This window comes from Bradyrhizobium sp. AUGA SZCCT0222, assembly GCF_018130205.1.
Taxonomy (GTDB): Bacteria; Pseudomonadota; Alphaproteobacteria; order Rhizobiales; family Xanthobacteraceae; genus Bradyrhizobium.
Map to the genome: position 1 here is coordinate 288,308 of NZ_JAFCLX010000002.1, position 21,590 is coordinate 309,897.

Consider the following 21,590-nt stretch of genomic DNA (forward strand, 5'->3'; position numbering starts at 1 on the left):
CTTTGAACGCCGCCGTCTACGTTGATCCCGCCGTCTGCTTCGGAAATATTGTCATGTTCACGGCCGGTGATCGACGGGGGCGGATCGAAGGCGCGCCCCGAGCTTGTGCTCGCCGGTGTGCCTGCGCCTGGCGCCAAAATGGCAAATGACGGCATCGAGGCTTTCGCCGGGCATTCGCAACCTGCGCCCATGCTCGGCCAGCCAGACCTCGATCGTTGCGATCGACGCCTTCCCAAGCCCGGGTATTTCCGAAAGCTCGTGCTTTGTGTGCAACGACAGTATTTCCGGCAGGAAAGCAGCGCGATCGGCCGTGTGCCGTACCACCAACGGTGCGTACGGCGCATTTTCCGTCAACTGAATGATCCGATCCGGCAAAGCTGGTTCAGGTTTAACGGTCGTGCTCTTTGTCTTGGCCATATGAGACAGACTCACCTTTGACATGACGGGCAGGCTGAATTGGATCGCTTCTAGGTCTGCTCGCAAAAAAGCGCGGTTGCGTCAAATCTTACGGCGCATTCATGCGTGTGCCTTGCAGGAGAGGTTTGGAATATTTCTAATGGTGACAGGATGTTCGGCTTGTTGCTCCAATGACTGGGTTTTTAAGCAGGGCGAGCGAGCCGTCTGGATCGTTTTCGATGGTTCTTTCAAATTGTTCTAAGCTTGGTTCGATACCAAATTTTGATCGATTCAAGATCGACTTCACCCTATGCGATCGTCCTGATGTGAGTGACAACGATCAGGTTCCTGTCCTTGCGACTCGTCCCTGGTGTTATGTGATGTCATGATCAACGCCCGAAATCGGGGCCTATTGAGCTGAACGTGATGAGCATGAGCATGTTTTTGGCTGAGCGGGAATTGACGGAACTGATTGCGTGGCGGCACCGGCTCCACAGCAAGCCCGAATTGTCAGGGCAGGAAGAGAAGACCGCGCAAGCAGTGCAGGCGCTTCTCCATGCAACTGGTGCCGACAAGGTCGTCACGGGACTTGGCGGGCATGGCCTGCTCGGGATCTACCAAGGAGATGCACCAGGGCCGACGATCATGCTTCGCGCCGAGCTGGATGGATTGCCGATTCAGGAGATCTCGGCTCTGCCGTATCGGTCGTCGGAACCAGGAAAAGCGCATCTTTGCGGTCACGACGGTCACATGACGATTTTGGCGGCGGTGGCGCGCGGCTTGGATCGTCAGCGCCCGCAACGAGGGCGGGCCGTACTGCTGTTTCAACCGGCGGAAGAGGATGGATCTGGCGCCGCTGCTGTCCTCGCCGACGAGAAGTTTGAGCAGGTGCAGCCCGATTTTGTGTTCTCGTTGCACAATTTGCCGGGACTTCCGCTTGGGCAAGTTTCGATCGCTGAGGGGCTGGTCAACTGCGCCTCTCGCGGTATGCAGATCAAACTGTCCGGGCGAACCTCGCACGCGTCGAGCCCCGAACTCGGTGTTTCGCCGCAAGCCGCAATCGCCAGACTATTGGGTGAGGTCAGCGCGCTCGGACGAGGCGGGGCGCTCGACGAAGATTTCTCCATGGTGACGGTCACCCATGCGAGGTTGGGAGAACCGGCGTTCGGCATCTCGCCCGGTCATGCCGAGGTCTGGGCGACACTCAGGACGCTGACCGATTCGAAAATGGACGCCCTTCGCGCGCAGGCCGAAAGCCTGGTCCAGAGCGTGGCGGCAAGCGAAGGTCTGAAGGCGGAGATCATCTATCGCGATGTGTTCAATCATTGCATGAATGACGCGGAGGCCGTCGTCCATCTCCGGAGCGCGCTGGAGGCAGAGGGCGTGCCGTATTCCGGGCAGGGGCTGCCGATGCGGGGGTCGGAGGATTTTGGACGTTTCAACTACCGGTCAAAGGCCGCGATGTTTTTCCTGGGGGCGGGCACGCGGCATCCCGGCCTGCATCAGCCGGACTATGATTTTCCGGACGAATTGATCGAAATCGGCTCGCGGGTCTTCATCCGTGCATTACGTAATCTGTTGGGATGAGTTGGCGCGCAGCTGACGTCACGCACGTGATTGAATTTCGCGCGCAGCTTGCAAATTTAGAACGCTTAAAAACTCAGGTATAGTTTAGAACGATTAGAAACTGCGCGGTGTTGCTCGATCGCCACTGATGCAATCTGTTGTGCGCGCATAGCGTTACCTTAGATAGCTTCTACTCGCTGTTTCCACTCGCGAAGATAGAACGGCCTCAGGGACCTGCTTACGGGCTTTGGGGTGGAAGTATGACGTATAAGATTGCGACCAGAAATGTTGTGCGCGCTGTTTCGCTGGGCGCGGTAAGTTATCTTGCTCTTTCGCTCGATTTTGCCAGCGGTCAGAAAGCGTTCGCGCAGAGCTTGCCGCCCGTCACGGTGGATGCCCCGACGCAGCAGCAGCGGGCGCGGCCCGCGGCACGAAGGACGCAAACGTCCACGTCGCGCGTGCAACGCCGCGTCGCCGCGCCGCCGCTTCGCCGCGTCGAGCCGGTGCCGTATCTGACACCTTCGACCGGAGCTCTCGGTGCACCTCCCGCCCCCTATGCGGGCGGGCAGGTTGCGACGGGATCCCAGCTCGGATTTCTAGGCAATCGCGGCGTCATGAACACGCCGTTCAACCAGACCAGCTATACCGCGCAGACGATTCAAAACCAGCAGGCGCGCACTGTCGGCGACGTCCTGATGAACGATCCCTCGGTCCGGATGAAGACGCCCAGCGGCAACGGCATCGACGGCGCCTATATTCGCGGCTTCTACTACGACAGCGGCGACTATTCCATGAACGGCCTCTATGGCATGGCACCGTTCTATTCAACTTCGGCGAATTACCTTGAGCGGGTCGAGGTTCTGAAGGGGCCGGGCGTACTGCTGAACGGCATGCCGCCCGCAGGGGCCGTCGGAGGAAGCATTAACCTGGTAACGAAGAGCGCTCCCGACTACGACATCACGCAGCTGACAACCAGATACATATCCAAGTCTCAAGTCGGAGCGCTGGTCGATGTGGCGCGGCGCTACGGCGAGAACAAGGAGTTCGGAATCAGATTCAATGGCGGTGGAGGAGGCGGACAGACCGCGTTCGACCGGCAGACCGACCAGATCGGCAATGCCGTGCTCAATATGGATTACCGTGGCGAGCGTGTGCGCTTCTCCACGGATCTCGGTTATCAGGCCGAAAATCTGAACCCGCCGCTGCGGTTCCTGACGTTCACCACCAGCCCTCCGTTTGCGACCACCATTCCGGTTCCAGCCTTGCCGAAGCCCGGCACCAATTACATGCCGGACTGGGCGACATGGAAGCCCAGGGATGCGTTCGCGATGGCACGCGGCGAGGTCGATCTGACCGATTCGGTCACTGTATATGGCGCGGTCGGGTACCATAAGAGCGAGATCGACTACATCTACCCATCGCCGCGCATCACGAACGCCAACGGCGCCTGGACGGCCGCGCCCTTCAATGGACGCGATGTCTATGACAATTATGCGGGTGAGGTCGGCGTTCGCGCCTCGGTCGACACCGGTCCCATCAACCACCTCGTGACGGTCAACTACTCCGCCTTCGAGCGCGACTACAACTCGTTCGGCAGGGCAGGCGCGGCGGTCAATTCAAATCTGTATAACCCGGTCGCGATCCCGTACCCGAACTTCGCCACCATCGTCCAGAATCTCGAAAGCCAGACAAAGCTTAGCAGTGTCGGCATCGCCGACACGATGTCGATGTTCAACAATCGACTTCAGGTGATCGTTGGGGCCAGGCGACAGACGGCGGGCGCGGACAGTCTAAACCGCCTGACAGGCATCCCATCTAGCGTTGAAGTTCCGACGTGGAGTCCCGGCTATGCAGTCATCGTGAAGCCGCTGGAAAACATCGCGCTTTACGCCAATTACATCGAAGGACTGAAGGCGCCGGAAGTCGTCGCCGGAGCCACGACGTACTCGAATATCGGAGAAATCCTCCCGCCCGCTCAGACCAAGCAGATGGAGGCCGGCGTCAAGATCGATATGGGCCGCATCACCGCCACGGCGAGCGTGTTCGATATCACCAGCCCGAACGCGATAGCAGTTGCCGTGCCGGGGCAGGCCCTGCCCGCAAGGCGACTGTCCGGCGAGCAGCGCAATCGTGGCATGGAGCTGTATGTCTTCGGTGAGGTGACGCCCACGATTCGGGTCCTGGGTGGTGTGACTTTGATCGATGGCGAAGTGGTTCGGCAATCGACCTCGGTCGGAGCATCGATTTTCAACTACAATGGCAAAACACCTGTCGGTGTGTCGGCGGTCAATATCAACTTCGGCACCGAATGGGACACGCCTTTCCTGAACGGGCTCACGCTGACGAGTCGGGTCATTTATACCAGCGAGAGCTACGCCAACGATGCGAATACGCAGGAGTTGCCGTCATGGACGCGGGTTGACCTCGGTGCGCGCTACACATTCCTGTCTCCCTGGAACGGCAAGCCGATCGTCATTCGCGCCAATGTCGAGAACGTCTTCAACGAGGCGTACTGGAACTCTTATCGTACGGTCAGTAGCGCCGTATCGCTAGGCGCGCCGCGTACCTATCTGGTGTCGACGACGTTCAACTTCTGAGCGCTGCGTCGCTTTCATCGCCGACAACAAGTGCCGTCGCGGATTTCATCCGCGGCGGCATTTTCCTGTTCGGATGTCGCGCCGTTCGCATTCGGCGGAGTTGATGACAATGTGATGAAAAAATGCCGAGAGTTAGTGCGCGTTTATCGAGAACGAAAAATGTTCCAGCATGAAGATTAGAATTCGACAAAATACGGATCGCCTTGCAAATCAGTCACTTGCCGCGCGCGCCCGGTCGCTGCGCGGAGGTTGTATTTTCCACTAACGCGCCACCTTGGAGCTATTAAAAACTGCGTCGCCGATATTGCTTTGACCATCATTTGCTTCTGACCTAGTCAGACGCCGTTGCTTCGTTTTTCTGAAAGGTGCCGGCCATGATGGTTTTTGACAGAGACGACGTCACCTTCACCGTCGTCGTCAATCACGAAGAGCAATATTCGATCTGGCCGACGTTCAAGGACATTCCAAACGGTTGGACGGCAGTCGGCAAGACCGGCACCAAGAAGGAATGCCTGGATCACATCGAGCAGGTGTGGACCGACATGCGTCCCCTGACGCTGCGCAAATTCATGGACGAAGCGCCTCCTGCGCCGAAATCGGCTTAGCAAGCGGAGCCCGTCTTCCGATGCGGCTTTTTTGTCTGCCATACTCCGGCGGCAGCGCCATGTTCTATGCGCGGTGGCGCAGGCTGCTGCCCGCTTGGATCGACGTCCGGCCGGTCGAGTGGCCCGGACGCGGCGCGCGGATGGACGAGCCATTGGCGACCGATCCGCGAGCACTCGCCGCGCAACTGGCCGCAGAGATCGACGCACAGCTTGATGGTCCTTATGCGCTGTTCGGGCACAGCCTCGGCGCGCTGATTGGGTTTGAGGTTGCCCACAGCCTGCTCGATCGCGGCGCATCCGCGCCGGCCATCGTCTTCGGGTCGGGCACGGAGGCGCCGGCCGTTCGAGACGGAAGCAAATGGCGCCTGCCGCTGAGCGACGAAGCGCTGCTGAAGGAACTGCGCAATCTTCAGGGGACGCCCGACGAAGCACTGGCGAATGCGGAACTCATGCGATCGGCGCTGCCGGTGCTGCGCGCCGATTTCCTGATGTGCGGCGCCTATACCTATCGGCCGCGGCGTCCGCTGCCGTGTCCCGTCCACATCTTCGGCGGCATCGACGACGAGACCAGCCGCCAGTCGCTGGAAGCCTGGCAGCAGGAGACCTCAGCCGAATTCGCGCTCGACATGCTGCCGGGACATCACTTCTTCATTCACACGCAGCAAGCCGAACTGCTCGACCTGGTCGGCTCGGCCCTGGCCCGGCAATCGGGACGGTCGATGGGTTCGCATTGGAGCAAGGATCATGAGCGCATTCTCCGTCCTGCCACTCGTTGAAGGCAAGAGCCTTCCGTTGTTGCTGAAGGCCGACAAGGCCGGGCAGCCGCTCGGCGCGGCGCTTCCGATGCTGCGCGATACCATCGACCGGCATTTGACCGATTGCGGCGGCATCGTGTTTCGTGACTTCTCTCTCGATGGCCCCGACGCGTTCCGGGCTTTCGCGGCCGATTTTGGCCATCCGCTGCTCAGCTACGAGTTCGGATCGACGCCGCGCTCGCAGGTCACTTCCGGCGTCTACACGTCCACCGAATACCCGCCGCACCAGCATATTCCGCTACATAACGAGCAGGCCTATACAAGGGATTGGCCGATGAAGATCTGGTTCTATTGCATGCAGCCGGCACAAGAGGGTGGCGAGACGCCGATCGCCGACAGCCGCGCGATCCATCGAGACATGCCGTCAGCCATTCGGGAGCGTTTCGCCGAGAAGGGCGTGATGTATGTCCGCAATTACGGCAACGGCCTCGATGTCGACTGGCAGCAGGTGTTCGGCACCGATTCCAGGTCGGAGGTCGAGGCCTATTGCGCCCGCCATGACATCGACTGTGAATGGAAAGAAGACGGCGAGCTGCGGACGCGCCAGATCTGCCAGGGCACGGCTCGTCACCCCGTAACGGGCGACTGGGTCTGGTTCAATCAGGCTCATCTGTTTCACGTCTCGAATCTCGAGCCGGAGGTGCGTGAGAGCTTGCTCGACGTTGTCGGCGACGAGGTCGAGCTGCCGCGCAACGTGTTCTACGGCGACGGGGCGCCGATCGACGACGAGACGCTGACCACCGTGCGCAACGTGCTGGAGGCGCACAAGATCAGCTTTCCCTGGCAGGCCGGCGATGTCGTCATGCTCGACAACATGCTCACCGCGCATGCGCGCGCACCGTTCAAGGGCCCGCGCAAGGTGATCGTCGCCATGGCCGAGGCGCATCGGCAGAGCTGATCGTCCCTCGCTGCGCGCGAGGCGGGGATTTCCGGACTGGATTTCGAGAAAATGTATCAAGACAGTCTCGTCGAACGACTACGCGGCCACGCAGCGTTGCGTCCGGATCGGGTGGCGTTGCGCTTCCTCGAAGGCGATGATGTCGCCGGCGAATTGACATTCGCCGCTCTCGATACAAGGGTTCGCGCCGTCGCGTCCCGGTTGCAACAATTGGGCGGCGCCGGCGAGCGGGCGGTCATCCTGCTGCCCAGCGGGCTCGACTATGCCGTGGCATTCTATGCGTGTCTGTACGCGGGTGTGATCGCGGTTCCGGCGTATCCGCCTGAAGGTGCTGCCGATCGCTATGCAGGTCGCCTCAACGGCATTCTGCGCGACGCGACGCCGCGCTTCATTCTGACGGAAACAAATCTGCGTGCTGTCGTAGAGGCGGCGCTCCCCGAACAGGCCAATGTCCGGATTATCGAGGTTGATGCGGTTTCGTCTGAATTCGCTGCGCAATGGCGAGAGACAAGTCCTGCGGCGAATGCTGTCGCTTTCCTGCAATACACGTCGGGGTCGACGTCGCAACCGAAGGGAGTTTGCGTCTCGCACGCCAATTTGACGGCTAACGAGAAGGCCATCCAGGCCGTCGCAGGAGGAACGCTCGACGATGTTTTCGTCAGCTGGCTGCCGCTCTATCACGACATGGGACTAATCGGTGGACTGCTGAATCCACTGTTCACCGGCTTTACCGCTGTCTTGATGTCGCCGCGCAATTTTCTCGAGCGGCCTCGACGGTGGCTTGAGGCTATCGACCGTCACGGCGGAACGTTGAGCGGTGGACCCGATTTTGCCTACGCGTTGTGTGCCGATCGGGTTTCCGATGACACGATCGGCCGGCTCGACCTGAGCCGTTGGAGATTCGCATTCTCCGGCTCGGAGTTTGTCCGCAAAACCACGCTTCAGAGATTCGGCGAACGATTTGAGCGGACCGGTTTTGATCGACGTGCGTTAACCGCCTGCTACGGACTGGCTGAGGCGACGCTGCTGGTGACGGCAGGAAGCCCAACGACCGAATCCGTCAGCCATACGCTCGATACAGCGGCGCTCGCGGCGGGTCGTATTGCGAACGCCGGTGAAGGCACCGACCTGGTTGCCTGCGGTCAAACGGTCGGCGATCATGTCACGCGCATCATGCGCACGGATGGATCGACGGTCACAGAGGCTGACGAGGTCGGCGAGATCTGGGTCGCCGGTCCCAGCGTTGCGCTCGGGTATTGGAATAATCCGGAAGCCACGTCCAAGGCATTCGTCGAACGGAATGGCATGCGCTGGCTGCGCACCGGAGATCTCGGCTTCGTTCAGGACGGCACGCTGGTCGTCACCGGCCGGCTCAAGGATCTCCTGATCGTTCGCGGTCAGAACGTCTATCCGACGGACGTCGAGCAGGCGGTGGAGGCCGACGTCAAGCTGGTTCGCAGCGGCCGGGTGGCCGCGTTTGCGGTCGAGATCGACGGACGGGAAAGCATTGGAGTCGCGGCCGAGTTCAGCCGTGTTGTTCTCAGGCGCAGCGATCCCGAAGCTCTTGCGCAAGCCATCGGCGAGGCTGTGCTTCGACAGGCTCAGGAATATCCGGCTGTCATCATCCTGTTGAACCCGCAGGGGATGCCGCTGACGACCAGCGGGAAGCTGCAGCGTTCGGCCTGCAGCGCGCGTTGGGCCGACAACACGCTCGACAGTTTCATGGTCTTCGAAAGAGGGCGCCGTCGCGATGGCGCCGCATTGACGGTGCCCGCGGGCGATACCGAGCGTGCCCTGGCGTCGATCTGGCGCGACGCGCTCGGCGTGCAGGCTGTCCACCGAGAGGACGATTTCTTCGTATTGGGCGGAAACTCGATCACGGCCGGACAGACCGCCGCCGCGATCCGCGAACGTTTCGGCGTAGAGCTGGAATTGCGCAGCTTCTTCGATGCGCCGACGCTCGCAGCCTTCGCGGGGCGGATCGATACCCTGGTGGGTGAAGGCGCGGGGCGGGCTCTCCCGCCGATCCAGCGGGCGGCGCCGGCAAGCCGCATGATCTTGTCCCATGCCCAGGAACGGCTGTGGTTTCTCTGGAACATGGACCCCGGCGGAACGGCCTACACGGTTGCCAGCACGGTCCGTCTGAAAGGAAAGCTCGATCATGCCGCCTTGTCGCGGGCGATTGCGGAAATCGTCCAGCGCCATGAGGTGTTGCGCACCACGTTTGCCGCGCACGAAGGCCGCGCAGAGCAGGTGGTTCATCGCTCGCTGAGTGTTGCCATCCGGCACAAGGATCTCCGCCCATATCCCGCGCACGCCCGTGCCGAACACGCCGCGGGGCTCGGTCAGTCCGCACTCGCCAAACCGTTCGATCTCGTCAATGGGCCGTTGTTGCGGGCGACCCTGTTGCAGTTTGCAGACGATGAGCACGAACTGTTGCTGCTGGCCCACCACATTGTCGTCGATGGCTGGTCGCTCGACGTGATGCTCCAGGAGTTGGCGGGGCTTTATCGCAGCTTCATCCGGGAGGGCGTCGGTCCGCCGCCGGTGCCGATGGTTCAATATGCGGATTTCGCAAGCTGGCAACGCGATTGGCTTGCGGGAGGTGAGGCAGACCGGCAGCTGGCTTATTGGCGTTCAAAGCTGGGTGACATGCACCCGGTGCTGGCTCTGCCTCATGATCGGCCGCGTCTGGCGGCGCAAAGCCATGGCGGAGATACGATCGGCGTTACGATCGACGGTGCGTTGGCCGCCCGGCTCCGCGAGATCGCGGGAAAACATCGCGCGAGCGTCTTCATGCTGCTGCTCGCTGCGTATCAGGGGCTGCTATATCGCTATACGGGCCAGAGCGATGTGCGCGTCGGTGTGCCCGTAGCCGGGCGTCGTCACGCGCAGCTCGAACGATTGATCGGTTGCTTCGTCAATACGCTGGTGCTGCGTGCCGAGATCATCGATGGAGCGACGTTCCCGGACCTGCTCCAACAGGTCAAGGGAGCGGTGATCGATGCGCTCTCCCATCAGGATCTTCCGTTCGAGATGCTGGTCGATGGTCTGCGGCCTGAACGCAGCGGTGGTCATAACCCGCTGTTCCAGGCGAAGTTCAACTATATGAAGGCGCCGAGCGGATTTGACGGCGTCGAAGGACTTGCTGCCGAGATCGACATCCTGGACCTCGCGGGTTCGCATTTCGATCTCGCGCTTGATATCGTCGATGGCGCCAATGGCATGAAGGCGACCTTCAACTACGCCACCGATCTTTTCGACGCCGCGACGATCTCGCGGCTGGCGACACAGTTCGGCTCGCTGCTCCGCCAGATCGCGGAAGACGCAGAACGCCTTGTGTCGGACTTCGTCATCGACGATGCGAATCGGCAGCTGGTGCCGAGCCAGACCGCTGCGTTCCGATGCAGCGATGTGGTCAGTCTTTATCGCGCCTCGACGGCCGATCGACAGACCGCGGTTGCCATCCAATGCGGCAGCGAGAGACTGACTTTCGCGGACCTCGAGCGGAAGTCGGAGGGTATCGCGCGCATGCTCGCTGCCAGGGGCGTGACACGGGAAACGCCTGTTGGGCTCTGGATCGAGCGCTCGCCGGGCTTCGTGACGGCGCTGCTCGGCGTGCTCAAGGCAGGCGGTGCCTATGTGCCGCTCGATCCGAAATGGCCGGTGGAACGGGTCCGAGGCATCCTGGCGGATGGCGGGATCGAGATCGTGTTGGCGTCCGGTGAGAAGCTGGCCGAGGCGCTTACGCTTGATTGCCTTGTGCTCGATGCGGACGCCGACGCCACCTCTGAAGAATTGTCGAGCGCGCCTCCGGGCAGCACGATCCATCCGGCGCAGACCGCTTATGTGATCTACACGTCGGGATCGACCGGGGCGCCCAAGGGCGTCGCCGTGTCGCACGGTGCGCTGGCCAATTATGTCCAGGCCCTGCTGCAACGCGTGCAGCCGTCGCCGAGTGCAAGCATGGCGATGGTTTCTACCGTCGCGGCCGATCTCGGCCACACCGTGCTGTTCGGCGCACTTGCCTCCGGGGCGACGCTGAATCTATTGGCTCCAGAAGCCATCCTCGATGCGGATTTGTTTGCGAAGGCGATGCGGGATGGTGACGTCGGCATTCTCAAGATCGTGCCCAGTCATCTGCGCGGCCTGTTGCAGGTGTCACGCTCGGCCGATCTCTTGCCCCGCGATGTCCTGATTCTCGGCGGTGAGGCCTGCGACGCTGATCTGTTGAACGAAATCCGTCAATTGCGGCCGCAATGCCGAATTCTCAATCACTATGGTCCGACGGAAACGACGGTCGGGGCGGTTACGCATGAATGGGAGCCTGCAGGTGAGGCAGGTCCGGTTCCGATCGGCTTGCCGCTCGCTAATTTGCGCGCCCATGTGCTGGACGACACGCTAAGCGAGGTGCCGATCGGCGTCACCGGTGAACTCTATATCGGAGGTGCCGGGCTCGCGCGGGGCTATCGTGGTCAGCCTGGGCTGACCGCCGAACGCTTTATCCCGAATCCGTTCGGACCGGCCGGAGAGCGGCTCTACAGGACCGGGGATCGGGTTCGTTGCGATCAGTCGGGGCGGTTGGTGTTCCTCGGCCGTGGCGACGATCAGATCAAGCTGCGTGGCTATCGCGTCGAGCTTGGCGAGGTGGCGCGCGCGGTCAAGGCGTTGCAGGAGATCGACGACGCGGTGGTGATTGCCCGCGCCATCGGGACAGGCGCCGAACGGCAGGAGCTCGTCGCGTACTGCGTTCCCCGCTCCGGCATGGCGCCGACGGCGGAGGCAACCAAGCAGCAACTGGCTGCCGTCCTGCCGGAATACATGGTGCCGTCGCGCGTCGTTCTGCTGGAGCGCCTGCCGCTCACGCCAAACGGCAAGGTGGATCGCAAGGCGCTGCCGGAGCCGGATCAAGACACGGTTGTCGCGAACTACGCGGCCCCCGAGGGAGAGACCGAGGAGGCAATCGCTGCGATCTGGCGCGAGGTGCTCGGCCGGGAGCAAATTGGCCGCAACGACAATTTCTTTGAACTCGGCGGCGATTCAATTCTCAGCCTGCAGATCATCGCGCGGCTGCGCAAGCGTGGCATTCGTCTGACGCCGAAACAGGTCTTTGGACAGCAAACCGTGGCGCGCCTGGCAACGGTAGCGACGATCACAGCGGTGCCTGTCGCAAGGAGAGAGAAGTCGAAGGCGGAGACCATCGCCGGGAGCGACCGGGTAACCGGCGGGCATCGCCTGCTGCCGATCCAGACCCGTTTCTTCGATGAGAACGCCGGCAACCGGAATCACTGGAACCAGGCCGTGCTGCTGGTCCCGCAATCGCGGCTGGACTGGGAGCTGCTGCGACGTGCGCTCGCTGCGGTCGTGGATCATCATGATGCCCTGCGCTTGCGGTTCGAGCAGGTAGACCGCACGTGGCGGGCAGAATATGGCGCAGCGCCGGCGCCGTCGGAATTGGTGTGGGTTCGCACCGATGTCGGCGACGCTGCGCAGGTCACGGCGATTGCTTCTGCCGCGCAGGCGAGCCTGTCGCTGTCATCGGGGCCCTTGTTGCGCGCGGCAGCAATGGATCTTGCCGATGGCAGTCAACGACTGCTGATCGCGATTCATCATCTGGCGGTTGACGGCGTGTCGTGGCGGGTTCTCCTGGAAGACCTGGCCGCAGCTTATGGCCAGCTGAAGCAGGGCGCTGCGACTGTCTCGCTGCCGCCGAAGAGCGAAACCTATGCGTCGTGGGGGGAGCGGCTGCACGCCTATGCGGCCACCCCGGAGCTTGCCGATGAGCTGTCGTTCTGGCTCGCGCGCGGAGCGGGTGCCGACCTGCCATGCGATAATGATCACGGTGATCCGGATCTCGTCGGGGACGGCGAAGAGGTGCCGCTGGTACTCGATACCGAATTGACGTCGAGGCTGCTGCAGCAAGCGCCATCCGCCTATCGGACGCAGGTCAATGATCTGTTGCTGGCGAGCCTGGTGCGCGCTGTCTCGCGCTGGTGCGGGCTCGAAGATTTGACGATCGAACTCGAGGGGCATGGCCGTGAGGACATTTTTCCCGCGACGGATATTTCCCGCACGGTGGGCTGGTTTACAACAGCGTTCCCGGTGCGGCTCCATGGTGGATCAAGCGACGACGCATCACTGATCAAATCGGTCAAGGAAGAACTCCGCGCCGTCCCGAACCGTGGAATTGGTTACGGCGTGTTGCGCTATCTCGGTTCCGAGGAGCAGCGCAGTGCGCTGGCGCGACTGGCGGAGCCGCAGATCGTGTTCAACTATCTCGGCCGGTTTGATGGCAGCGTAGGTGCTTCCTCGCTTTTCGACTTCGCACCTGAGAGTTCAGGCCCATCACGTAGTGATGCAGGTCATCTCAGAGGTTGTCTGAATATCACGGGTCAGGTGCGCGAGGGATGTTTGCTTCTGTCCATTGGATACGGGCGCAAGCGTTATCGGCGGGAGACGGTCGAACGGTTGGCGCAAATGTACGAGACTGTCCTGCGTGAACTGGTGACGCATTGCTGTAGCGGTGCATCCGGCTTTACGCCGTCCGACGTTGCGTTGTCCGGCCTTGACCAGGCCGATCTGGACAGGCTGGGGACTGTTCTGGACCTGCGCGGTGTCGAGGACATCTATCCGCTTTCGCCGATGCAGCAAGGCATGCTGTTCCACGCGCTCCGGGATGGTGCTGACGACGTCTATGTGAACCAGGTCGGGCTCGAAGTGTTTGGCTTCGATGCCGGCAAGCTGAAAGCTGCGTGGCAGGCGGTGAGTGACCGGCACGCCGCATTGCGGACCGGCTTTGTCTGGGAGCATTTGTCGGGCTCAGCGCAGCAGGTGGTGTATCGCCATGTGGCGGTGCCCTTTGTCGAGGAAGATTGGCGCGATCGGGCGGCGGCGCTGGATGGCGGCGGCGAACGCGCCGAGCTGAATGCCGCGCTGGCCGAAGTATCTCGGCGTGAGCGCGAAAACGGTTTTGATGTCTCGCGCCCCCCACTGCAGCGGGTGCGCTTGATCCGGCTCGATGACGCCAGGCACTGGCTGATCTGGACCCATCATCACATCTTTATCGACGGCTGGAGCTCGGCGCGGCTGGTTGCGGAGGTGCTGCAGCATGTGAGCGGCGGCACGCTGCCGACGGTGCAAGGCAACTATCGCGACTATATCGCGTGGCTGCAGGGCAGGGATCATGCAGCGGCAGCCACGTTCTGGCGTGATGCGCTGGGAAAGCTGGATACGCCAACCTTGCTGGCGAATGCGCTGGCATCGAACGGCATGGCGCCGGAGGCCAAAGGTCATGCCAGCATCGCGCTTGCGGTGAGCGCAGAGCTGACCGAACGGTTGAAGTCATTTGCGAAGCGAGAGCGCGTGACCCTTAACACGCTCATTCAAGGAGCGTGGGCGCAGCTGTTGCGGCGGCGTTCGGGGCAGGGCGCAATCTCGTTCGGGGTGACGGTATCGGGCCGTCCGGCGGAACTGGCAGGCTCCGAGGAGATGGTCGGCTTGTTCATCAACACGCTGCCGATCGTCGACACACCAAACCCGGAAGCCAGTGTCGGCGATTGGCTGCGCCAGTTGCAGGAGCAGAACCTGGCCTTGCGCGAGCACGGCTGGACGACGCTGTACGAGATCCAGCGTCTTGCCGGTCATGCCGGGCAGACCCTGTTCGACAGCATCCTGGTGTTCGAAAATTATCCGATCGATGAAGCGTTGCGGAAAACCGGCGAGGGCGGTCCTCGCCTCGGGCGCGTGGAGCACGTCACGCCCACCAACTATGCGCTGGCGGTCGCGGTGTTCGCCGGAGCGGATGCGCTCAATCTGGAGTTCAATTACGACCGGGCCCGTTTTGACGGAGCCGGGATCGGGCGTCTGCGCGACAGCTTGCGCGGATTGCTGGAGCAGATCACGGCCAATGCCGAGCGGCCGGTGGGTGATATCGGATTGCCCGACCATGATGAAGCAAGGCGAATTCTGGACTGGAGCTGTGCCTCGAACTTGGCGGCATCGCGATCTTCCTATGTCGGCGTCGTTGCGCAGATCGAGGCGCGTGCCGCGCAGGCGCCTTCGTCGGTCGCGCTGGTGTGGGGCGATGCGTCCGTCAGCTATGGTGAGTTGAACGCCCGCGCGAACCGGCTGGCGCGACGGCTTCGTCGGTGGGGCATTGGTCCGGATCGCCTGGTCGGCCTGGCGCTGGCACGCAGCCCGGACATGATGGTCGCGCTGCTGGCGGTCCTGAAGGCCGGCGGCGCCTATCTTCCACTCGATCCGGACTATCCGGACGATCGCCTCGCCCACATGCTGCGCGACAGTGCGACGAAGTTGGTATTGACGGAAAGCGCGCTGCTCAAGCGTCTTGCGCCAGTGCTCCGCGACACCGGGGTCGAGGCCTTGCGTCTGGACGAGCCGCAGCAGTGGCGCGCCGGTGACGATGCAAGCAATCTCGATGTCGAAATCCACCCGGACAGCCTGGCCTATGTGATCTACACCTCGGGTTCGACGGGAACACCGAAGGGCGTGGCAGTCTCGCACGGACCGCTCGCCATGCATTGCGAGGCGATCGGCCGGCTGTACGGCATGAACTCAGGCGATCGGGAGTTTCAGTCGGCCTCGATCAACTTCGACATCGCCCACGAAAGATGGTTGGTGCCGCTGATGACAGGCGGATCGCTCGTCCTGCCGTCCAGGCCAGGTCTGCTGATCGACGACCTGGTTGGCGAAATCGAGCGTAATTCGGTCACGGTGCTCTTCCTGCCTCCGGCCTACGCCGACCAGTTGAGTGAGGCGTTACGGCACAGCGGCCGACGCCTTTCGCTGAGAGTCTGCATCGTGGGCGGCGAGGCATGGTCGGATACGGGAATCAGGGCGTTTCGTCGGGCCGTCAATGTCGGTCTTCTGATCAACGCCTATGGTCCGACCGAGACGGTGATCGCGCCGACGGCATGGACTGTCGACGAGGCGACGTTGACGCCGGGTCAGTACGCGCCGATCGGACGGCCCGTTGGTCTCCGGTCCGCCTACATTCTCGACGCTGAACTCAACATGGTCCCCGCCGGCGTAATGGGCGAGCTGTTCCTCGGTGGCGTGGGGCTGGCGCGCGGCTATCTGAAGCGCGGCGCACTGACGGCGGAACGGTTCATTCCGGATCCGTTCGGCGGTAATGGCGGGCGTCTCTACCGGACCGGTGATTTGGCGCGGTGGCGGGCGGACGGCGTGATCGAATATGTCGGGCGCGCGGACCACCAAGTGAAGATTCGCGGTTTCCGGATCGAACTGGGAGAGATCGAAGCGCGCTTGCTGGAGCAGCGCGGCGTAGCCGCTGCTGTCGTGGTGACGCGCGACACAAGGGCGGGACGTCAGTTGATCGCCTACACCAGCGGCGAGCGGACGCTGGACGGCCAGGTGCTGCGCCAGGCGTTGTCGGCCATGCTGCCCGACTACATGGTTCCCACGACAATCGTGGTGCTCGAGCAACTGCCGCTGACCCCGAACGGCAAAGTCGATCGGCGGGCGCTGCCGCCGCCAGACGAACATGCTGCGGCGCGCCGCCGCTATGCGGCGCCCGAGGACGAAATCGAGATCGCGCTGGCGGAGATCTGGACCGAGTTGCTGGGCGTCGAACGGATCGGACGCAATGATCATTTCTTCGAACTCGGCGGACACTCACTGCTCGCAGTGCGGCTGCTCAGCCGGGTGTCGCAGGATCTCGGCGTGTCGATCCAGATTTCGGATCTGTTCGTTCATCCGGAGCTCGCCCAGTTCGCCCGGATCGTTTCGATCAGGCTGATCGAACGCGAGTTCGATGCAGAAGAACTTCAAGATCTGATCGCATCGGGATTGTGACAATGGCAGATTTATTGAAACCCGATTTGCGGGAGCTGGATGCAGAAGGATTGAAAAAACTCCTGGCGCTGGCCAAAAGCCGGAGCCGCAACGCCAACAGGGGAGAACCCGTCTCGATACCGGCGGTGCCGCGCGACGGGCCGCTTGCATTGTCCTTTGCGCAGCAACGGCTTTGGCTGCTGACGCAACTCGACGGCACCAGCACCAACTATCACATTCGCGGCGCGCTGCGCCTCTCGGGCGATCTCGACGTTACCGCCTGGCGTCGCAGTCTGGACCAGCTGTTTGCGCGTCACGAATCCCTGCGTAGCATTTTTCGTGTTGCCGATGGACAGCCCAGCGTCGAGCTGTTGCCTGCCGGTCAGGGCCTGCCTTTGCTCGTACATGATTTGCGGGCCGAACCGGAGCGCGAGCAGGTGCTTGAGCGCCTGTGCGGTGACGAGGCGAATACGTCCTTCGATCTCTCCGAAGGGCCGTTGATCCGCAGTCGTCTCATCCGGATCAGGGAGTGCGAATATCTGTTCCTGCTGACCCAGCACCATATCGTTTCGGACGGCTGGTCCATTGGTGTGCTCGTGCGCGAGCTGAGCGCCTTGTATCGCGCCTTCATGGCCGGCGAGGGCGATCCGCTACCGGCGCTGCCGATTCAGTATCCTGACTATGCCGCCTGGCAACGCCAGTGGCTTGCGGGCGAACGATTGCAGCGGCAGGTCGACCATTGGCGGCAGACGCTGGCGGGTGCGCCGGCCTTGCTCGAACTGCCGACCGATCGGCCGCGACAGCCGGTCAGGTCTCTCGCCGGCGTGTCATTGCCGATCGAGATCGACGCCGAGCTTGCCCGTGGCATCAAGCAGCTAATCCAATCTCATCGCACGACCGCATTCATGACGGTGCTGGCGGCATGGGCGGCTGTGTTGTCGAGGCTGTCAGGTCAGAGCGATGTCGTGATCGGTGCGCCGACGGCCAATCGCAACCGGCGTGAAATCGAGGGTCTGGTCGGCTTCTTCGTCAATATGCTGGCGCTCCGCGTCGATTTGTCGAGCGAACCTGACGTGGCGGAGCTGCTGAGCCGCGTGCGCGGTGCGACGCTGGCGGCTCAGGACCATCAGGATTTGCCGTTCGAGCAACTCGTCGAGATCATCCAGCCGCCGCGGCGTCTGGACCATGCCCCGGTGTTTCAGGTCGTGTTCGCCTGGCAGAATAACGAGGCGGCAACGTTTGAATTGCCGGGCCTGAAAGCCGAGATCACGGACACTGCTCTGAGCGAGATCAAGTTCGATCTTGAGCTCAACCTGAGTGAGACCGACGGCCGCATCGTCGGGGCCCTGAACTACGCGACGGCACTGTTTGACGGGGCAACCGTCGAGCGTCATCGGGACTATCTGCTTGCCATGCTGCGAGCCATGGTCGCTGATGCGGGTCAGGTCGTCGACCGGATCGATCTGGCTGATGTCGAAGAGCGCGAACTCGTTCTGGAGACCTGGAACCAGACCGCTACGCCGTACCCGTCCGAACATTGCGTCCACGAATTGTTCGCCGAGCAGGTCCGAAAGGTACCCGATGCCACTGCGCTGGCGTATGAGAATCTCCGCCTGAGTTACGGCGAACTGGATGCAAGGGCCAACCAGCTCGCGCACTATCTGATCGAACGGGGCGCGGGTCCGGACCAGCCGGTCGCGATCTGCCTGGAACGCGGCATCGCCATGGTCGTCAGCCTGCTGGCCGTACTCAAGGCGGGCGCCGCCTATCTGCCGCTGGATCCCGTCTATCCGTCCGAACGGTTGCGGCAGATCGTCGATGACGCAAAGCCAAAATTACTGATTTGCGACGATGCCGGGCGCGCGGCGCTCGCAAATACGACCTGCGAGATCGTTGATCTGGAGGCGGCCGCACCTGTTATCGCCGGGTTGGCGAAATCAAATCCGGAGGTCGCGGGCCTGACATCGCGTCATCTTGCCTACATTATCTATACGTCGGGTTCGACCGGAACGCCTAAAGGCGTGATGGTCGAGCATCGCGGTGCGGTAAACCTGGCGCTCGCCCAACGGGCGCTGTTTGAAGTTTCCGCGCGCAGTCGCGTCGTTCAGTTCGCTTCCTTCAGCTTTGACGCCAGCACCTGGGAAATCGTCATGGCGCTGTGCTCCGGGGCCGAATTGTTTCTGCTCGGCCCGCGAGAGCATCGCAACGCGGCGGAGCTGCTGGATTATCTGGCACACAACGGTATTACGCACGCGACCCTGCCGCCGGCCTTGCTCCAGGGGCGCACGGACCTTGATCGCCTGGCATCGCTGCAGGTGCTTGTCCTCGCCGGTGAATTGCCCAAGGCCGAGTTGATCAAGGGTGTCCCGTCAGGTGTGGCCGTTTTTAACGGTTACGGCCCCACAGAGATAACCGTCTGTGCCACAACCTGGCTGCGGCCGATGGACTTTGAAGGCGGCGTCGTCCCGATCGGTCGACCGCTTCCGAATGCGCAGGTTTATCTGCTGGACAGGTTCGGTGCGCCGGTTCCGCTCGGGGCGATCGGCGAGATCTATGTCGGCGGAGCCGGGGTCGCCCGCGGGTATCTCAATCGCGCCGATCTGACCGCGGAACGCTTCGTGTTCGATCCCTTTAGCGGTGAAGCAGGGGCGCGGATGTATCGCACCGGCGATCTCGGCCGCTATTTGCCGGGTGGCAATATCGAGTTCCTCGGCCGCAATGACCATCAGGTCAAGATCCGCGGCTTCCGCATCGAGTTGGGCGAGATCGAATTTCGCCTGAACGAGCACGCCGGCGTGGCCGATGCGGTGGTGCTGGCGCGCCAGGATCACGACGGCGACCAGCGGCTGGTTGCCTATGTGGTGCCGTCGGCGCCGGATGACGACGGCGGCGATTTCGCGGCTGCAATGCGCAGCCACCTCCGCGCCTGCTTGCCGGAGTATATGGTGCCGTCGGCTTTCGTGCGCCTGGGAGCGTTGCCGCTCACGCCGAACGGAAAGGTCGATCGAAAGGCGCTGCCGTCGCCTGAGGACGATGCCTTCGTGCGCCGAAACTATGAAGCACCGCAAGACGAACGCGAAGAAACGGTTGCCACGGTCTGGACCGAGCTGCTCGGCGTCGAGCGCATTGGGCGGAACGATCATTTCTTTGAACTCGGCGGCCACTCGCTGCTCGCAGTCCGCATGCTGGAGCGGTTGCAGCGGCATTCGCTCAGCGCGGACGTGCGCACGCTGTTCGCCAAACCGGTGCTGGCTGATTTCGCGGCGAGCCTTGATGGTGGCGGCGCGGCTGACGTGCCGGCCAACCTGATCCCGATTCAGGCTGTTGCGATTACACCTGGGATGTTGCCCTTGATCGCGCTCGAGCAACCCGACATCGACAGGATCGCGGCGAAGGTTCCTGGTGGCGTTGCCAACATCCAGGATATCTACGGATTATCGCCGCTTCAGGACGGCATCCTGTTTCACCACCTGCTGGCAGTGGAGGGCGACCCCTATCTGCTCGTCGGCCAGATGGCGTTTGCAAACCGCGATTTGCTCGAGCGCTATCTCGCAGCCGTTCGGCAGGTGATCGATCGTCACGACATTCTTCGCACCTCGATTGAATGGGAGGGGCTGTCCACCCCGGTGCAGGTGGTCTGGCGACAGGCTCCGTTGATCGTCACCGAGGTCGAGCTGGACCGCGAAAGCCCGGCGCACGAACAGCTTGCGCAGCGTTTTGATCCGCGACGAAACAGGATCGATCTTGGCCAGGCACCGCTATTGCGCTTTGCGGTGGCCCGGGATGCCGGCAAGGATCGCTGGCTGCTGCTGGTCTTGCTGCATCACCTGATCGGCGATCATTCCACCCTGGAGGTGATGCATGACGAAGTCCGGAAGATATTGTCCGGGCGTGGTCATGAACTGCCGGCTTCGTATCCGTTCCGAAATCTCGTAGCCCAGACGCGGGGAGCGGAAGCTGCGGCCGGGCATGAGCGTTTTTTCCGCAGCATGCTGTCGGATATCGATGAACCGACCACGCCGTTTGGTTTGGACAGGGTGCACGGCGACGGCCGTGGCGTGGCGGAAGCCCGGCGAACGCTGTCGCAATCGCTCAACGGACGGCTGCGGGTTCAGGCGCGGCGTCTCGGTGTAAGCCTCGCCAGTCTCTGCCATCTGGCTTGGGGTCAGGTGGTGGCGCGGAGCAGCGGTCGCGAGCACGTCGTGTTCGGCACGGTGCTGTTCGGCCGCATGCAGGCCGGCGCCGGTGGCGACCGCACCATGGGCCTGTTCATCAACACATTGCCGCTGCGGCTGGACCTCGACGGCACCGCGGTCGAAGACAGCGTCCGCCGTGCGCATGCCCGGCTCGCCGAACTGATGGCGCATGAGCACGCCTCGCTAGCGCTTGCGCAGCGATGCAGCAAGGTTGCGGCGCCGGCCCCCTTGTTCAGTTCGATCCTGAACTACCGTCATAACGCCATGCCGGCCGGCTCGACCGCGGATGAGACCGCCGCCGGTGTCGACGGCATCGAGTGGCTTGGCGGCGAAGAGCGTACCAATTACCCCTTGATGCTGTCGGTCGAGGATTACGGTCAGGCACTGGGTCTGACGGCGCAAGTGATCCATCCGCTGTCGCCTGAACGCGTCTGCGCGTTGATGCAGCATGCGCTCGAGCAACTGGCCGATAATCTGGAGCGACGGCCGCAGTTTCCTGTCCGGCAACTCGACATTTTGCCGCCTGAGGAGCGCGAACTCCTGCTCGATACGTGGAATCGGGCGGACGCCGGGTATCTGCGAGACCGCTGCCTTCATGCGCAGTTCGAAGAGCAGGTTCGCCGGTCCCCGGATGCGATCGCGCTGGTGTTTGGCGATGCGGAGCTGAGCTATGGCGAGCTGAACACGCGCGCCAACAGGCTGGC

Annotated in this window: 8 protein-coding genes; 7 read left to right on the forward strand and 1 reads right to left on the reverse strand. The window is 62.4% G+C overall.

Annotated features, from left to right (window positions below):
• Window positions 1–57: 57 nt before the first annotated feature.
• Window positions 58–417, reverse strand: a complete 360-nt coding sequence (locus JQ629_RS02790) for a hypothetical protein (RefSeq protein WP_212410996.1) — start codon at window positions 415–417, stop codon at window positions 58–60.
• Window positions 418–834: 417 nt separating this feature from the next.
• Between JQ629_RS02790 and JQ629_RS02795 the strand changes: the two genes are divergently transcribed.
• The 7 genes from JQ629_RS02795 to JQ629_RS02825 all read left to right on the forward strand — a co-directional run.
• On the forward strand, window positions 835–1,983 hold the full coding sequence (locus JQ629_RS02795) for an amidohydrolase (RefSeq protein WP_212411033.1): 1,149 nt from the start codon (window positions 835–837) through the stop codon (window positions 1,981–1,983).
• A gap of 239 nt (window positions 1,984–2,222) precedes the next feature.
• Window positions 2,223–4,559, forward strand: a complete 2,337-nt coding sequence (locus JQ629_RS02800; RefSeq protein ID WP_212410998.1) for a TonB-dependent receptor — start codon at window positions 2,223–2,225, stop codon at window positions 4,557–4,559.
• A 374-nt stretch (window positions 4,560–4,933) separates the two neighbouring features.
• Window positions 4,934–5,164, forward strand: a complete 231-nt coding sequence (locus JQ629_RS02805) for an MbtH family protein (RefSeq protein ID WP_212410999.1) — start codon at window positions 4,934–4,936, stop codon at window positions 5,162–5,164.
• Between the two features lie 20 nt (window positions 5,165–5,184).
• Window positions 5,185–5,940 carry a thioesterase II family protein gene (locus tag JQ629_RS02810; RefSeq protein WP_212411000.1) on the forward strand — a complete coding sequence of 252 codons (756 nt, stop codon included), beginning with the start codon at window positions 5,185–5,187 and terminating at the stop codon, window positions 5,938–5,940.
• The gene (locus JQ629_RS02815) at window positions 5,909–6,877 is read left to right on the forward strand and encodes a TauD/TfdA family dioxygenase (protein ID WP_212386180.1); all 969 of its coding nucleotides are present in this window, start codon (window positions 5,909–5,911) and stop codon (window positions 6,875–6,877) included. Before JQ629_RS02810 ends, JQ629_RS02815 begins: the two co-directional genes overlap by 32 nt.
• Before the next feature lie 51 nt (window positions 6,878–6,928).
• The gene (locus tag JQ629_RS02820; RefSeq protein WP_212411001.1) at window positions 6,929–16,711 is read left to right on the forward strand and encodes a non-ribosomal peptide synthetase; all 9,783 of its coding nucleotides are present in this window, start codon (window positions 6,929–6,931) and stop codon (window positions 16,709–16,711) included.
• 2 nt (window positions 16,712–16,713) lie between these two features.
• The coding region (locus JQ629_RS02825; RefSeq protein WP_212411002.1) for a non-ribosomal peptide synthetase at window positions 16,714–21,590 on the forward strand (4,877 nt) is incomplete at its 3' end.

Bases quoted from the DNA above. Each gene is read 5' to 3' on its own strand.
- JQ629_RS02790 (WP_212410996.1), bottom strand. From the start codon at position 417: ATGGCCAAGACAAAGAGCACGACCGTTAAACCTGAACCAGCTTTGCCG.
- JQ629_RS02795 (WP_212411033.1), top strand. From the start codon at position 835: ATGTTTTTGGCTGAGCGGGAATTGACGGAACTGATTGCGTGGCGGCAC.
- JQ629_RS02800 (WP_212410998.1), top strand. From the start codon at position 2,223: ATGACGTATAAGATTGCGACCAGAAATGTTGTGCGCGCTGTTTCGCTG.
- JQ629_RS02805 (WP_212410999.1), top strand. From the start codon at position 4,934: ATGATGGTTTTTGACAGAGACGACGTCACCTTCACCGTCGTCGTCAAT.
- JQ629_RS02810 (WP_212411000.1), top strand. From the start codon at position 5,185: ATGCGGCTTTTTTGTCTGCCATACTCCGGCGGCAGCGCCATGTTCTAT.
- JQ629_RS02815 (WP_212386180.1), top strand. From the start codon at position 5,909: ATGAGCGCATTCTCCGTCCTGCCACTCGTTGAAGGCAAGAGCCTTCCG.
- JQ629_RS02820 (WP_212411001.1), top strand. From the start codon at position 6,929: ATGTATCAAGACAGTCTCGTCGAACGACTACGCGGCCACGCAGCGTTG.